The following is a 13,951-nucleotide window of genomic DNA, read 5'->3' on the forward strand; positions in this document are numbered from 1 at the left end:
CGTCTGCCGTTTCCAGCTCCGTTGTGGCGCCAAAGGCTCTTAGGGTTTCCCAGCAATTCACCCAGTCATCCTCTTAGCCGTTTCCAGCTAAGACGCCCGCCAAACCAGCCTACCGAAGCAGCTGCAACACCGCTTGCGGCAGTTGGTTTGATTGAGCCAACATCGCTTGCGCTGCTTGCGCCAAGATGTTGTTTTTCGTGAATTCCATCATTTCTTTGGCCATCGTGCCACCCACCCTTTCGGTGCGGGACAAGACTACATCTTCACCCTCAGCTTCACCTGTTAGGGGCCGGGCGCTTCGGATGAACGAGGACGATGGAAATCCTCTTCACCCTACGGGCTTCATCGCCATAGCATGTGCCGTAGGCGGTATGCCCTAGTCGTTGAACCTTCTCCACCCTTTCGGGACAGGAACTTGGCTGCTGGTTGCCCAATCCTTTGACTTTTTAAGCCATCACGCCTGCCGTTTCCAGCTACGTTGTGGCGTCAAAGGCTCTAAGGGGTTTCCAGCAATTCACCCGGTGATACTCCTAGCCGTTTCCAGCTAGGACGACTGTGCCTGTCGCCATTAAGCGGCTAAGGCATAATCTACGTCACGAATACGAGATTCAGCTGCTGTTAAGTTTTCAGATGCTGTTCCTAAGTTATTAATTGTATGTTCTAATCTATTTTGAATAGCCCCTAACTTAGAACGTTCTGTAGAAACTGTTCTAATAGCATCATCCACAGCAGTAATTGCACTTGATGCTCCAGAAACAGATGTAACATCTAAATTACTTACACCCAAAGCTGTAGAAGACATATCATTAATACTTAATTTTGTAGTTTGACCTGTATTAGCTCCAATTTGGAAAGTTAAGGCATTATTTTGGACAACAACATTAGTATCCGCACCAGTTGCGAGGTCTGCTTTAATTCCAAAATTAATTCCACCTATAGTAAAATCAGTACTCTTATAGTTAGTAAATGTTTGTGTACCAACTACAGTACCAGTATTAGTATTTGTTAGAGTTGCAGTAAAAGTTGCTTGCACATCGAATGTATAAGTACCATTAGCTAGTGCGGCACCTGCACCACCTTGTTTAGTAACAGTAAAGCCCCCTATCGTGAAAGTTGAACCATCATTTGTAGGATCAATATTATTTACTGTTTGTACAGCTCCGGTAGTTTTGTTTGTAAGTGTAGCTATTTTTCTCCCTGAGTTATTTGGGTCATCAGAAATTTTCAACTCATATACTCCCAAGTCCACATTAGCTTCTTGACCAGTAGTAATAGCAACACTTGCAACATTTGTACCACCGTTAATACCATTGGCTACTGCTGCTGAAGTAACTCCACTAATAGCCAACTGATAGGTAGCACTAGCAACAGTATCATCTACAACTTTACCACTCTTAATTTTAGCAGTATTCGTTCCAGAAATAGTAGTATTAGCAGCAAATGAACCATTTAATAAGTTTTTAGTGTTAAAATCAGTTTGAGTTGAAATTCTGTCAATTTCACTTTTTAATTGGTCAAATTCCTTTTGTATTTGATTACGATCATCTTGAGTAGTTGTTTCGTTAGCTGCCTGGACAGCTAATTCCCGCATGCGTTGAAGAATAGAGTGTGTTTCGTTTAAAGCTCCTTCAGCCGTTTGGATTAAAGAGATTGCGTCTTGCGCATTACGAGATGCTTGTTCTAATCCCCGAATTTGTCCACGCATTTTTTCAGAAATAGCAAGACCTGCTGCATCATCACCTGCGCGGTTAATGCGAAGACCAGAAGAAAGTTTTTCCATGTTTTTTGCTGCTGCGCCTTGACCGATCGTTAATTGACGATACGTATTCAACGCCGCAATGTTGTGGTTAATTCTCATCTTCTTTTCCTCCTTGAAATTTTTTTATTCCACATCCTTGTGGAATGATAGATTCGCGGATAGGAAGAAAGTCGGCCGCCTTTCTTCGCTATTCCGCGTTCACTTTTTATATCGGCGCGTTTTTTGGAAGTTTAATAGGGAAATTTAATTTTTTTGTCGATGGAGCGAAAAAAAGCGCCGCATGGGCGCTTCGGCGTTATGGATGTTTCCATTGTTTCAGCTTGGCGGTCAGTTCGGCGAGCGAGGCTTCGGACGCTTCGGCGGCGGCGCTGTTTTCCGCCTGAATGGCGAGGTACACTTCTTTGCGGTGAATGTCGATGTGTTTGGGCGCGTTGATGCCAAGCTTCACTTGATCGCCTTGGATAGCAAGGACAGTGATTTCGATGTCATCGCCGATTTGGATCGCTTCTTTGAGTTTGCGCGTTAAAACAAGCATGGTTCGCCCGCCTCCTTTACGTCGCCGCTTTTTCCGGGAAAAGGCGATGTTTCGTTTTGTACGCGGTGTTCGATAAGATCACTTGCTTGCCGAGCCGCTTGCGAACGTTGATGACAACGGGCGCCTGCAAGTTCGCCGTCGTGTTGTCGAACGGGTCGGCGACCGTCAAGATGACGTACACGGCGACGTCGCGTTCGGTTTCGATCTCAAGCTGTTCGACCATCGCTTCATCCAGTTCAAATTCGTACGCCGGAAAGTACGAAAACGGCTCGATCAACACAAACCCAAGCGCGGGCGTCTCGACCGACTGCAAGATGACAAACGGCGTGTCGGCGAGCGGCAAAAGGACGAACCGCTTCTCGTCCGCAAATCCGGGCAGGCCGTGGGGGAAGCGGATGATGTCTTCTTCCTTCACCGCCACCGTTCCGTGGTATTTCGTGTCGATGTTCAATGCTTGCTCCTCCTCATGTTCCTCAAATGACGACGTCAATGTGAAGCGACGGGTGCTGGGCGAGATCGATCTTGACCGCCCCTTGCTGGCAGCGGATGATCGGCGCATGCGCCTTCACATTAATGCGCGGCGTGTAGGTGTTCCAGTCGATCGTGAGTCTGCCCGGTTCATAGTCGACCTTGACGCTAAACGGCGGTGGGACGAGGGCGATCTCCAACTCAAGCGGCGGGCCTTCGCTGTTGGCCTCCGCCTGCTCCACGAGAGGATCGCCGCCGTGTTCAATGCGCATCAGTTCATCGCCTTGAATGGCGGCGCGCTCGATGAAGTCGAGCACCGCTTGCCGTCCGTCAGCGGTCGCGTCTTCGATCAGCCGAAACACGTGCTTGTTGTTGACCGCCGCCCACGCCTCGGTCTGGTCGATCGTCAGACGGGCGGGAATGGAGGCGATGCGCATGTCAGCGGGCGGCTGCTCGATCGTCATCTCCGCGGGCGGCTGGGTGATGTCAAGCCGCGCCCGTTCGCTTGAGATCGCCAGCTTGGCGTACGTCGCTTCCATCTTAAGCTGCGGAATGCGCATGGCCATCGCTCCTTTCGGCGGGCATTACGCTAGTTTAACGCAAAAAGTCAACCAACGTCGGCTGAATGACGCGCGCGCCGACGGCCAACGCCGCGCGGTGGACGCTTTCTTGCGTTTTCAAGTCGGTGATGACTTTTTCCAGATCAACGTCTTCGTTGTCCGACAACATTTTTTCCGCGATCACCTGCTGGCTGTCGATGCGGTCTTCCATGAGCTCGATCCGGTTCATGCGCGCGCCGAGTTCGGCGCGGACGCCGAGCAAATTCGTCAAGTGGCTGTCGAGTTTGTCTAAATAGCTCGTTACATCATTACCGGTCGTGCTCGGATTTTCGAGGGAAGCGGCCAAGTTTTGCAAATCCGAAAACAATCCGCCACCCGCCCCGAACGCTGTGCTCGGCGGAATGTTGACCGGAATGTAAATGCCTTTGGCAAGCTCTATGTTCAGCTGTTGGCTGTTTGCCGACACGGAAATCGTGCCGTCCGGGTTCACCGTAACAGGCGGCTCGGTCGTTTTGGCGCCGTTGAAAATGTATTTGTTGCCGACTTTCGTATTGGCGATCGTGACCAAATGTTCGGTCAACTGGCGCACTTCTTTGGCGATCGCCTGGCGCTGCGTTTCTTCGTATGTGTCGTTGCTCGCCTGCACGACGAGCTCGCGGATGCGCTGGAGCGCCTGCGTCGCCTTATCGAGCGCCGAATCGGAGTTTTCCACCCAGTTGTACGCTTCCGAGAAGTTGCGTTTGAACTGCTCGACTTCGGCTAAATTCGAACGGTAGGCGATTCCTTTCATCGCCACAACAGGATCGTCCGACGGGCGGGTGATTTTTTTCCCCGTCGAAAGCTGGGTTTGATATTTGTCCAAATTGGCGTAGCTTCGGGTGATCTGCTTAAGCGTATTGTTCGCCAACATGCTTTGCGTAATGCGCATCACCGTTCACCTACCTTCCGACGACGCCCATGCCGTTGATGAGCTTATCGAGCATTTCGTCAATCACCGTGATTTGCCTTGCCGCGGCGTTGTAGGCGTGCTGGTATTTGATCATGTTCATCATCTCTTCATCGAGCGACACGGAGCTGACGGACTGCCGTTTTTCCTCCACCGACTGGCGCAGCGTTTCGCTGTTCGTTTTCATCCGGTTCGCCTGTTCACCGTCGACGCCAAGCTGGCCGATCCAGCCTTGATAGTTCGTTTCAACCGTGCCTGAGGAAAGCGGCAAATTCAGGGACGCCAAGTTGACGGCGATGTTGTCTTGCAGCGAAACGGTCGCATTGGACAGAAGCAGGCTGCGGACGTTGGCGAGGTTGATGGCGTTGTTGCCGTTCCCTGTTTCCCCGCTTTTTGTGGACGCCGCGATGTTCGCCAAATCGTCGATGTCGTCGGCGAGCTTGATCGTGTTCGCCGCGCCGCTTACGGCACTGATCCCATCAAAAAACGGGTGATTCGTGCTCCCGTTTAGCCCGTAGCCTTGTTGATGAACGGCGTTGAACACCGTGCCGAACGTATAGGCGAGCTTGTCCAAGTTGGCAAGCATGTCAGGATATAGCCCTTTGACGATCGGCTGGCCGCTGGCGTCGGTTCCGCTTTGATAGCCGTATCCTTCGATCAACCCGCGCAATTTGCCGTTCGGAAGAGAGGAAAAGGAAACGGTCGTCCCGCTGACATCGAGCGTATTGACGCCTAGATCGGGAGGCATCTCCTTCACCCCGTCGCCGTCGACATCGCTGCCGTCGGGAAATGACACAACAGACGCCGTGCGCCCTTGAACGAGATACACTTTCGCACTCCCGTTCATCACGTAAACATCGTACGTTCCTTCCGCCATGGGCAAGGCGTTGCCGCCAGTTGGATGCTTTTCCACACCGATCTCCATATATTGCGACAGTTGGTCGATCAACCGATCGCGCTCGTCGTACAAGTCGTTCGGCAAATAGCCGTTCGGTTCAATTTCGGCGATCCGTTCATTCAATGCGCTGATTTGGTTGAGAAGGGAATTGATTTCCGTCACCGTCGTGCCGATTTGCGTGCCGATGTCCGTGCGGATTTGCGTCAGTGAATTCGATAAATAGTGGAACGTCTCGACAACCGCCAACCCGCGCTGGCGGACGACGGAGCGCGCCCCTTCGTTCTCCGGCTGGGTGCTCAAATCTTGCAGCGCCTGCCAAAACTGGTCCATCGTTTTCGCCAGCCCGCTGTCGGACGGCTCGTTCATGATGTCTTCCATCTTCGCCACCGCATCCGCGCGCGCTTCCCAGTACCCGAGCTTGCTGTTTTCGCCGCGGTATTGGATGTCGAGGAAATATTCGCGCACCCGTTCGACCGACGACGCTTCCACCCCTGTCCCCATTTGCCCTGGGATGTTCGGGCGGTTGAGGCCGGGCGTCGGGAACGGCGGCGTCGGCTGCAGTTGAACGCGCTGCCGTGTATACCCTTCCGTATTGGCGTTGGCGATGTTATGGCTTGTCGTATACAAGGCGGCCTGTTGCGCCATCATGCCGCGCCGGGCGGCTTCAAGGCCATGGAATGTCGAGAGCATCGTTCTTCCTCCTTACGCTTTCGATTCAAACAGCGGTCGCTCGGGCGAAGGGGCGTATTGTTGCGTGCGGCTGTACGTGGACGGCGTTGGGGCGAACGTCTCGAGCATCGCGGTGACAAACTGGAGCGACTGTTCAATAAGCTGGCGGTTCAGCTCATTCGCTTCCGCCACCGCGGCGACAGCCGTCTGAAGCCGCGCTTGGCATTCCTCCAACTCCTCGCGCTCCTTGCCTGTCGCCATCTCGACGCATCGAGAAATGGTCGCCGCCTCATCGCCGAGCGTCTCCTTCAGCCATCGCTGCCGCCGTTCCTCGAGCTGGCGGATGGCCAAAATATGCTTCTGTTCATCCGCAAGCAAAGCCGACAGCGCCTCGATGTCGTTTTTCTTCAACACTTCTGTCTTCCGCCGCGCCAGCGCTAACAAGCTTCCATGCAGCTCGACATGCGCCCGCAATAGGTGAATGAGTTCGGCAAATGTCATCTCGATCCGCTTCCTTTATCGATGGTTTCGGTAATAGTCGATCATCCGCTTGGCGACCGCCCGCGGGTCGACTTGGTATGCGCCGGTTTCAATTTGTTGGCGCAGCTCTTCAAGTTTCGCTTGCCGCGCCCGTTCCCAGCTTGCCGCTTCTTGCAGCTCTTTCGCTTCTTTGGAAATTTCCACTTGATCGCCCTTCGTCTTCCCCGCCGCCAACCGCTCCGTTTTGGCGAGCTGGCGTTGGTACGGGTTGACGTTCATTGGACCGATATGATGGATTTTCATCGCGTTCACCTCGCTTGAGAGACACGGTTCACATCGTGCTACTGTTTATATCGGAACACTGACGGAAATGTTTAGCGCTCTTTATGATCTTGGCTGTAATAAGTGGCGCGGCGGGAACGAGCTTCTTTTTCCTTTTCCCCCTCCGCCCGCCGCAAGTCGGCTTGCAGCTGGCCGAGGCACTTGGCGCACAACCGCCCTTCACGGATCATCGCACCGCACGAGTCGCACGGGTAGCCGAGATTCGGGAAATGAACAAGCTGCAACCGCCCTGCGCGAATCCATTTAATGATCAGCTTCTCCTCCACCCCTGTCGCCTCCACCACTTGCGCCATCGTCGCCGTGCGGTTTTCCCGTCTGCGCAAAAACGCGTAAACGCGTTCAAATTGCCGTTCTTCTTCTTGATAGCACGACTCGCATACGTCGCGGGTCGATAACTTGACAAACAACCGCCCGCACTTGGAACAATTGGCTAGTTCCGCCATCGTGCATCCCTCCCGATCATGGCCATAAAGCCGCCTTATAAAAGCGATTAGGTTGAGTAACGGCGTCTTCTCGTGATCACCGGCTTGGCGCCGACATCATCCCTCTGTCAGCGCCGCACCCCTGCATGCGGCGCCGTTAGCCATCTTCTACAGCCGCAAGCAGGTCGACCACGGGGCTATGTTGATGCCCACATAAACAGAGCGGTTATGTGTAAATGTTGATGATCAATCCTTGAATCTCGCCCACAAGCCGCAAAATTTCAAGCCCCTTTTGTTCTTTTTTCAACACTTCGTTCGTCAGTTCCACAAGTTTTTGATCCACTTCCTTCACGAGCTTATAAATGCGCGCGCGCCCGCCGCGGCTGAAGCCGCGTTGTTCCTCGAGCTGCAGGCCGTTTTTCACCGCGTCGTCCAAAAACGACTTGACGAGCTGTTTGTATTTGCGCAAATCCTCAACCGTCCGCGACTCGGCAAGCTTCTTCCCTTGCTCCTCGATTTGGCGGACTTGTTCGTTGATCCGCTCCCATACGACGTCGCGGCGCGTTTTCGCCATCACTTCGGTGAACGACACCGATTCCATCGGGGCATCATCTTTGCGGCCCACGTTCGCCAGCCCTGTGCGCGTCACTTTTTGCACTTCCATCGCCATCACCTCTCGCTACCCCCATTATCGCACAACCATAGCAAAAGGGCGAGGCGTTTATGCCCCGCCCGATGCGGTCCGATTAGCTTTTCAAAAGCTGCAAAATCCCTTGCGGCAGCTGGTTCGACTGCGCGAGCATCGCCTGCGCCGCTTGCGTCAAAATGTTGTTTTTCGTAAACTCCGCCATCTCCATCGCCATATCCGTATCGCGGATGCGGGATTCAGATGAGGTCAAGTTTTCTTCCGCTGTTTTCAAGTTATTGATCGTGTGCTCAAGGCGATTTTGGACGGCACCTAAGCTCGAACGTTGCTCTGATACCCGAGAGATTGCGTAATCGTAGACTTTTACGGCCGATGTCGCTTTTTCATGCGTCGTGACGTCGAGGGCATATTCGGTCACGCCGTCATTGTTGACGCCAGCCGTGTTCGTATAGTAGGCGGTGACAGTCTCCCCTAAATGGTTTGTAAATGAAACCGTTCCACCGGCGCTGTTGCCGGAAAGTTTTAACGCGAGCGCACGCATATCGTCAATACCAACACTGAGCATTTGTCCTTCATTCGCGCCGATTTGAATTTTCAGCGACTGGTCGTTCGTCCCTCCTGTGATCGTAAAGGAAGCTTCACCATTCGTTAGCGCACCGATATTCATCGTCAGATCGCCGTTTTGGAAACGCAATGTCGTATTCGGGGCGATATTGTTCAACGTCTCAACCTCAACGCCGTTCGTGCTTAACGTTGCTTTTGTCGCAATGGTTGCCCCTACTGTAAACGTCCGTGTTCCTGCTGACAATGTGTCAGTCGTAAACGAAACGCCTGTGCCGCTGCCAAACGAATACACGCCGTTATTGTCAACGACGAGCATCGGTACGCCGGACAGTGCGTTTCCCACGTCATCAACCAGCGTGGCTGTATACGATGACGTCGTGCCAACGTCAATCTGCACGGTCGTATCCCCTGTCGTATAATCAGTGATATTGTCGGCTGTATCAACGAAAATGCCGCCATTTAAGGTCAGATTGTCACCTGCATTAAACGTCGTGAACGTCGCTCCATCGGTCGAGTATGAAAGCATACTCTGTATGCCGAACGTTGCTGGTCGATTGATGTTCGTGCTGGTATATCCGTTATGATTGATTGTGTAGCTAATCCCATCCGAACCGTTAATGGTCACATTGCCAGCCGTCCCATCTGTCGGAGTGATGACAGCCGTTCCGATTTGCGTGCCATTTTTCTTTAAAGACAGCGCAATATCAATATCAAATTCATTGTATTTTCCGTTTTCACTTGCTGCCGCTAGTGTTCCGTTAATACCGGAAATCGTCGTAAAGGAAACACCAAGTTTGTTGCCAGATAAATCATAAAACTCGTAGTTTTGTTGGTTATTATCTAAGATGACCGCTTGGGATAAATCATTCCCGTTTTTATCTTGCAAAGTTACCGTGAACTGGCCGGATCCTGGTGACGTTTCTGTATAGACGAGCCGGAAATCTTCACCTTTTAGTGAAAATTTGCTAGAGTCAATATTGACATTCGTAATATATAGACCATTGGCCGTCCCATTTTGCACACCAGAAGCTTGGGACTTTGTTTCTATCACAAACGTATCATTTGGATCTAGATCTGCAGAGGCGGAAACTTGCACTCCTGTCAGACCCGTGCCACCTGATTGGAAGTTGTTCACATCATTCGTGCGACGGATCACGAGATTCACTGTTCCATCGCTTAACGGGGAGTTCGGCGCGATCGATACCGCATCAATGGCCGGCGACGATCCCGGATTGTTTGTAATAACTTTCACATCTTGCTGTTCGATTTTCACCCCGTATGTATTACCGACCGTCAAGTTTGATGTTGCATCCAGTGTGATTTGTTGCACCCCGCCGGCAGCTGGTCCTGTGCTTTGTATTGACTTCGTAGCAACATCTTCGATTTTCACTTTATAATTTCCAGCCACCATCGTGCTTTCCGGGTCCAGCTTCAGGCCCGCTCCATCGATTGTTGTGCCGCCTGCTGAAAAGCTACCTTGAGCAATTTGCACACTTCTCGCTTGGCTGGAAACGGACTCATTGAGCAATTTTTTCGTATTGTATTCGGTGGAGTTGGCAATCCGGTTAATTTCAGATGTCAACTGATTGATTTCCTTTTGAATCGCTTCTCGGTCTTCAGACGTATTCGTATCATTCGCCGCCTGCACAGCCAGCTCGCGCATCCGCTGCAGGATGCTGTGGACTTCGTTTAACGCCCCTTCCGCCGTTTGAATGAGCGAAATCGCATCGAGCGCGTTCCGTTCTGCCATTTGCAGGCCGCGAATTTGCGAGCGCATTTTTTCCGAAATGGCAAGCCCCGCCGCGTCATCAGCGGCGCGATTGATGCGCAAGCCGGAGGAGAGGCGCTCCAAGTTTTTCGAAATGCTCGATTGATTGGCCGCCAAGTTGCGGTAGGCGTTGAGCGCCTGAATATTATGGTTGATTCGCACAAACATCCGCTCCTTTGCTTATGATTTCTCGTATGTAATGAATTGTTCGTACGCTGCGGCTTTTTGCCTTTGTGCCGCATGCACGGAAGAGGCGCCGCTTTTGAGCGCCTCGTTCCACGCGGTGGCGATCGTAGTCGTTAATTGCCACACTTCCTGAACAATCTTCACGTCTTTTTTCATATTCGCCTCGATGAGGCGCTCAGCCATATAGTTGTAGAGCGCATCCAACTGATGGGCGATGATGCCCGCGTCATAACGCAATCCAACGCCGAGGCGGCGAAGGATGTCGTTTCCTTTTTGCAGCTGTTTATTTGCTTTCCAATAGTCTTTTTGTTCAAGGGCCGCGATGGCCTCTTCCAAACATTCCATCAATCCTTCATATAGCAATGCCGTCAGCTGTTGCGAGTTTTTTTGGTAAATCCATTCCTCGGTTAAAAAGTCCAACGCCGTGCACCCCCATTTGCCCTCTGTTTTTTATATCGGCGATGAGTCGACAATGTTTAAGCATTTTTTTCAATTTCTTCAATCAAAATCAAAATTTCGGCAATCACCGCGTACAACTGCGGCGGGATGCGGTCGCCCAGATCCAGCTGCAGCAAGTTTTGCACGAGCAATGGGTCTTCTTGAATCGGGATGTGATGCTGTTTCGCCAGTTCAATGATTTTCTGCGCCACATGTCCGCTTCCTTGAGCGACGACAGTCGGCGACCGACCCGATGATTCATCATAGCGGATGACAGCTGCCGTCGGGCCATTCATGTGTCTCTGCTTTTTTTGGTTGAAATAGTTCGCCATCATATCGTGAAATCGTACCCTCTTTCCGTAAACGATCCATACGGGCGAATGGATGGCGCCCGTTTTTCTTCTTCCTGCCGCTTCGTTTCATTCATCAGCCTTGTGATGTTGACCGCTTTGACGTGGTAGCCGATCTCCTCCAATCGCTCTTTCACCACATCGATGAACGGCGCGGCTTTTTCGGCAAAATCATCGCGGTCGTTGCGAAGGGTAATCGATAAGCTTCGCTCATTCGCCTGAAGCAAAATGCCGAGGCCTCCCAATTTTTTTGTCTCCAACAAGAAATAGAGCTGACAGTTTTCCCAATCGATTCGCTCGCCGTCTTGACGGGCGTTGACATAGACGTTGACGTTGCGCACCTCATGTTGCCATAACAGCGGCAGTGTGAAGAAAAAGCTTTGCCACCCCATCATGCCATCCCACTTGTTTAACAGCTGCTGGCCGGTCAAGTTCGTCAACGCTTGTTCCGCTTGCCGCGCAACCGATTCATTTCCGCTTTGCGCCAGCCGCAAAAGCACTTCCTTTATGTTTGGCGGCGCTGATTCCTCTTGGTTTCCCTTCAATACGAGCCGTTCGGCGGCTTCATACTCGTGCATCAAACCGAGACGGCGAATCGTGTCAAACACGTGCCGCGCTGATGGCCCATCGACTGGCGGCTGCATCACTTGATTCACTTGGTCAAGGAACACGTTGGACGAATCAGCCTTTGTGTCGTCTTGCATCCTCACAAAATGTTTCACCTTCGCCTCAGCCGGTTTGAACACGGTATGGGCTAACATGTCCTTCACTTCATTGACAATTTTTCGCGCTCCAACCGCATCGCCTTGGCGAAGCCGTTTTTTTGCCTCAGCGAGCTCGGAGCTGGCTTTCATCAACTGCTTTTCCGTCCCATATCCGTAAACAGCATGATGTCGCTTTTTAAAATGGTGTTGTCTAATTGTTTGATCGCCATTTCCAACATCGAGACAGCCTGCAAGCGGGTGGCGGGGCTGTTGTGTTCCGTCAACTGCGCCACCGTCTCTAGCCGGCGCATCACATCGCGCTTCACGGTTTTGAAATCAAGGCCAGCCTGCGCCATTTTTTTCGTGACCGTTTGCACAAGAAACTGTTTGGATTCGAGCGACAAGGCCGCTTGCCATGCCCCATCAAATAGGCTGTCACCATCCAGCGGGCGATCGGTTGGCGCGGACGGGATCGACGCCTCAATCTCACGCAGCGTTTTCAACACGGTCTGCCTTGCGGCGAGCTCCCGCCCTTTTTCCATCAGATTTCGCGCACTGACAAACGAATGAGCCCATGCTTGCTGCCAGTGAGGATGGACGCGAAACGCTTCCGCGACTTTCACCTCAACGGCATCCAACGCTTTCTCCAACAGGGGCTCTTGTTGCAGCAGCTTGATCGCCTGGCGAATGGCCTCACGCAGCTGTTTGGTCGGCGGGCTGTCGTTCGCCGCACCATCTGCCGTTTCGTTTAAGCTATTGGCCGAGGAGGCGGCGTACCGAACCCCATCTCCAAGCGCATCGATATCATCCGATAACTTTGCAGCAACGGGACGCTGTAAAGTTCCTTCCTGCCCTGACGCTGCTGTCGCTCCTGATGAAATCGACATGTCATCAACGACCGTTATATGGAATGAAGATGACGCCTCATTGCCAATAGGGGACGGTGGCTGGACAACTGACAGCTGTTCATTAGCTGTGCTTACGCTCAACTCGATTTGGCCCAGTTGACGGACAAGGTGGGCTCTTGCTGCCGCATGGTGGCCAGCTTGTTGCAACCACGCTGTCTCGTTGAACACCGCCTCTAGTTTTTGTCGGACATCTCTTGGCCACTCGCTGCGTTCAGCGAGCAACTTTTGAACTTGGAACAAGGTATTCGACAAATTTGGAGTGCGAGCGGCTTCCGTTCGGATGTTTCGAATTTGCCGCACTAGCTCTGAAGACGGTTGAGAGACATCAATCGCGAACCGGGCAGCCGCTTTCGACGCGCGAATTACTTGTTCCGCCTCCGCCAATGCTTCATTCAGCCGCGCCCGCGCTTCCCCTTCGCGCCCTTGCCGCTGCAGTTGAACCACTTCACGCATCGCGCGTTCCACTTGTTCCGCCACATCCCGGTCCACACTCGGCGCGCGCACGACTTCGCGGCGAACATCCTCCACTCCTTTTGACAAATTCCTTTCGCGTGCGATTTGCTCGCGCACTCGCTCGAGGAGATGGGCTGTTTCGTTGGATGGCGCCCTTCCCGTCCGCCACGCTTGGCGCTCGAACTGATCGACCGCAACGGCCAAATTGTGCGGCGTTTCTTTCATCGCGCTTTGTTCTTCTCGTTGAGCCAGTGTAAAGGCTGGATCGAGTTTGTTGGCAATCTCCGCGAACTGCTCCCCTAACGGCTTCCCATGCAGCGCCTCATGGACAGCCGCAAGATGAACGTCCGTCAGTTCTAAATGCTTATTGATGACCGCGCGGACGGTATCGAGTTTTTGCTCTACGGTGCCTAGGGCTTCAGAGAAAAACGTCCGCAAGGTGGAAACGATCTCTTTCGTGAGCGATTGTCCATGTTTTTGCAGCCAAGCCCCGACCTGTCTCAGCTCAGGTGATAACGGTTCAGAAGCAGAAAAATGAACCGCTTGTTTGTCCGTCTCTTGAGGAGGACGGGGAACGATTCGCGCCACCGGGACGCCGTCTTGTTCCCCGACGATCTTGACGGCCACACGTCCTTCTTGCGGCCATTCCCCTTCCGTTCGCACCTGCACTTCGGTTCCTTTGATTACGACAACAGCGGCGCCCCCTTGGCTTTCTTTGATGACCGCATCGTATGTTTCGCCTTTTTGCACGATCAGCGTTTGATTTGGCGCCGTTATCGATTGTCTAGTCAACACGTTGCGAATTTCCATCCCCGTTCACCTTCCGCTCCATTCGGTTGCTACTGTTTATATCGG

Annotated in this window: 16 protein-coding genes; all 16 read right to left on the minus strand. The window is 52.5% G+C overall.

Annotated elements, in window-relative coordinates; all coding sequences use genetic code 11:
• Window positions 1–109 precede the first annotated feature (109 nt).
• Window positions 110–223 carry a flagellin gene (locus tag A0V43_RS20545; RefSeq protein WP_014196766.1) on the minus strand — a complete coding sequence of 38 codons (114 nt, stop codon included), beginning with the start codon at window positions 221–223 and terminating at the stop codon, window positions 110–112.
• 345 nt (window positions 224–568) lie between these two features.
• A complete protein-coding gene (locus A0V43_RS13520; protein WP_063193321.1) occupies window positions 569–1,858 on the minus strand; it encodes a flagellin N-terminal helical domain-containing protein in 1,290 nt (429 codons plus the stop codon).
• Between the two features lie 196 nt (window positions 1,859–2,054).
• Window positions 2,055–2,294 (minus strand): carbon storage regulator CsrA, encoded by a 240-nt coding sequence (gene csrA / locus A0V43_RS13525; RefSeq protein ID WP_063193322.1) that lies wholly within the window; start codon window positions 2,292–2,294, stop codon window positions 2,055–2,057.
• Window positions 2,295–2,310: 16 nt separating this feature from the next.
• Window positions 2,311–2,745, minus strand: coding sequence for a flagellar assembly protein FliW (gene fliW, locus A0V43_RS13530; RefSeq protein WP_063193323.1), 435 nt, complete (start codon window positions 2,743–2,745; stop codon window positions 2,311–2,313).
• 22 nt (window positions 2,746–2,767) lie between these two features.
• Window positions 2,768–3,322 (minus strand): DUF6470 family protein, encoded by a 555-nt coding sequence (locus A0V43_RS13535; protein ID WP_063193324.1) that lies wholly within the window; start codon window positions 3,320–3,322, stop codon window positions 2,768–2,770.
• Window positions 3,323–3,356: 34 nt separating this feature from the next.
• Window positions 3,357–4,250 (minus strand): flagellar hook-associated protein FlgL, encoded by an 894-nt coding sequence (gene flgL, locus A0V43_RS13540; RefSeq protein ID WP_063193325.1) that lies wholly within the window; start codon window positions 4,248–4,250, stop codon window positions 3,357–3,359.
• Between the two features lie 10 nt (window positions 4,251–4,260).
• Window positions 4,261–5,856 carry a flagellar hook-associated protein FlgK gene (gene flgK, locus A0V43_RS13545; protein WP_063193326.1) on the minus strand — a complete coding sequence of 532 codons (1,596 nt, stop codon included), beginning with the start codon at window positions 5,854–5,856 and terminating at the stop codon, window positions 4,261–4,263.
• Window positions 5,857–5,868: 12 nt separating this feature from the next.
• The gene (locus A0V43_RS13550) at window positions 5,869–6,336 is read right to left on the minus strand and encodes a flagellar protein FlgN (protein WP_063193327.1); all 468 of its coding nucleotides are present in this window, start codon (window positions 6,334–6,336) and stop codon (window positions 5,869–5,871) included.
• Between the two features lie 15 nt (window positions 6,337–6,351).
• Window positions 6,352–6,618, minus strand: coding sequence for a flagellar biosynthesis anti-sigma factor FlgM (gene flgM / locus A0V43_RS13555; RefSeq protein ID WP_063193328.1), 267 nt, complete (start codon window positions 6,616–6,618; stop codon window positions 6,352–6,354).
• 71 nt (window positions 6,619–6,689) lie between these two features.
• Window positions 6,690–7,100, minus strand: coding sequence for a TIGR03826 family flagellar region protein (locus A0V43_RS13560; RefSeq protein WP_063193329.1), 411 nt, complete (start codon window positions 7,098–7,100; stop codon window positions 6,690–6,692).
• A gap of 205 nt (window positions 7,101–7,305) precedes the next feature.
• The gene (locus A0V43_RS13565; protein ID WP_015375855.1) at window positions 7,306–7,743 is read right to left on the minus strand and encodes a YaaR family protein; all 438 of its coding nucleotides are present in this window, start codon (window positions 7,741–7,743) and stop codon (window positions 7,306–7,308) included.
• Between the two features lie 82 nt (window positions 7,744–7,825).
• The gene (locus A0V43_RS13570; RefSeq protein WP_063193873.1) at window positions 7,826–10,219 is read right to left on the minus strand and encodes a flagellin N-terminal helical domain-containing protein; all 2,394 of its coding nucleotides are present in this window, start codon (window positions 10,217–10,219) and stop codon (window positions 7,826–7,828) included.
• A gap of 18 nt (window positions 10,220–10,237) precedes the next feature.
• Complete coding sequence (gene fliS / locus A0V43_RS13575) at window positions 10,238–10,663, minus strand: flagellar export chaperone FliS (RefSeq protein ID WP_063193330.1); 426 nt, start codon at window positions 10,661–10,663, stop codon at window positions 10,238–10,240.
• A 56-nt stretch (window positions 10,664–10,719) separates the two neighbouring features.
• Window positions 10,720–11,016 carry an EscU/YscU/HrcU family type III secretion system export apparatus switch protein gene (locus A0V43_RS13580; protein ID WP_063193331.1) on the minus strand — a complete coding sequence of 99 codons (297 nt, stop codon included), beginning with the start codon at window positions 11,014–11,016 and terminating at the stop codon, window positions 10,720–10,722.
• On the minus strand, window positions 11,013–11,885 hold the full coding sequence (locus A0V43_RS13585) for a hypothetical protein (RefSeq protein WP_063193332.1): 873 nt from the start codon (window positions 11,883–11,885) through the stop codon (window positions 11,013–11,015). The genes A0V43_RS13580 and A0V43_RS13585 overlap by 4 nt, the downstream gene beginning before the upstream one ends.
• Window positions 11,885–13,906: a hypothetical protein gene (locus A0V43_RS13590; protein ID WP_063193333.1), complete on the minus strand. Its 2,022-nt coding sequence runs from the start codon at window positions 13,904–13,906 to the stop codon at window positions 11,885–11,887. Before A0V43_RS13590 ends, A0V43_RS13585 begins: the two co-directional genes overlap by 1 nt.
• Window positions 13,907–13,951: the final 45 nt, after the last annotated feature.

It is taken from the genome of Geobacillus sp. JS12 (assembly GCF_001592395.1).
Lineage (GTDB): Bacteria > Bacillota > Bacilli > Bacillales > Anoxybacillaceae > Geobacillus > Geobacillus zalihae.

Coding starts and splice junctions, on each gene's coding strand:
- A0V43_RS13560 (WP_063193329.1), bottom strand. CDS start 7,100: ATGGCGGAACTAGCCAATTGTTCCAAGTGCGGGCGGTTGTTTGTCAAG.
- flgL (WP_063193325.1), bottom strand. CDS start 4,250: ATGCGCATTACGCAAAGCATGTTGGCGAACAATACGCTTAAGCAGATC.
- csrA (WP_063193322.1), bottom strand. CDS start 2,294: ATGCTTGTTTTAACGCGCAAACTCAAAGAAGCGATCCAAATCGGCGAT.
- A0V43_RS13565 (WP_015375855.1), bottom strand. CDS start 7,743: ATGGAAGTGCAAAAAGTGACGCGCACAGGGCTGGCGAACGTGGGCCGC.
- flgM (WP_063193328.1), bottom strand. CDS start 6,618: ATGAAAATCCATCATATCGGTCCAATGAACGTCAACCCGTACCAACGC.
- A0V43_RS13550 (WP_063193327.1), bottom strand. CDS start 6,336: ATGACATTTGCCGAACTCATTCACCTATTGCGGGCGCATGTCGAGCTG.
- A0V43_RS13585 (WP_063193332.1), bottom strand. CDS start 11,885: ATGAAAGCCAGCTCCGAGCTCGCTGAGGCAAAAAAACGGCTTCGCCAA.
- A0V43_RS13520 (WP_063193321.1), bottom strand. CDS start 1,858: ATGAGAATTAACCACAACATTGCGGCGTTGAATACGTATCGTCAATTA.
- A0V43_RS13535 (WP_063193324.1), bottom strand. CDS start 3,322: ATGCGCATTCCGCAGCTTAAGATGGAAGCGACGTACGCCAAGCTGGCG.
- A0V43_RS13580 (WP_063193331.1), bottom strand. CDS start 11,016: ATGATGGCGAACTATTTCAACCAAAAAAAGCAGAGACACATGAATGGC.
- A0V43_RS20545 (WP_014196766.1), bottom strand. CDS start 223: ATGGCCAAAGAAATGATGGAATTCACGAAAAACAACATCTTGGCGCAA.
- flgK (WP_063193326.1), bottom strand. CDS start 5,856: ATGCTCTCGACATTCCATGGCCTTGAAGCCGCCCGGCGCGGCATGATG.
- A0V43_RS13590 (WP_063193333.1), bottom strand. CDS start 13,906: ATGGAAATTCGCAACGTGTTGACTAGACAATCGATAACGGCGCCAAAT.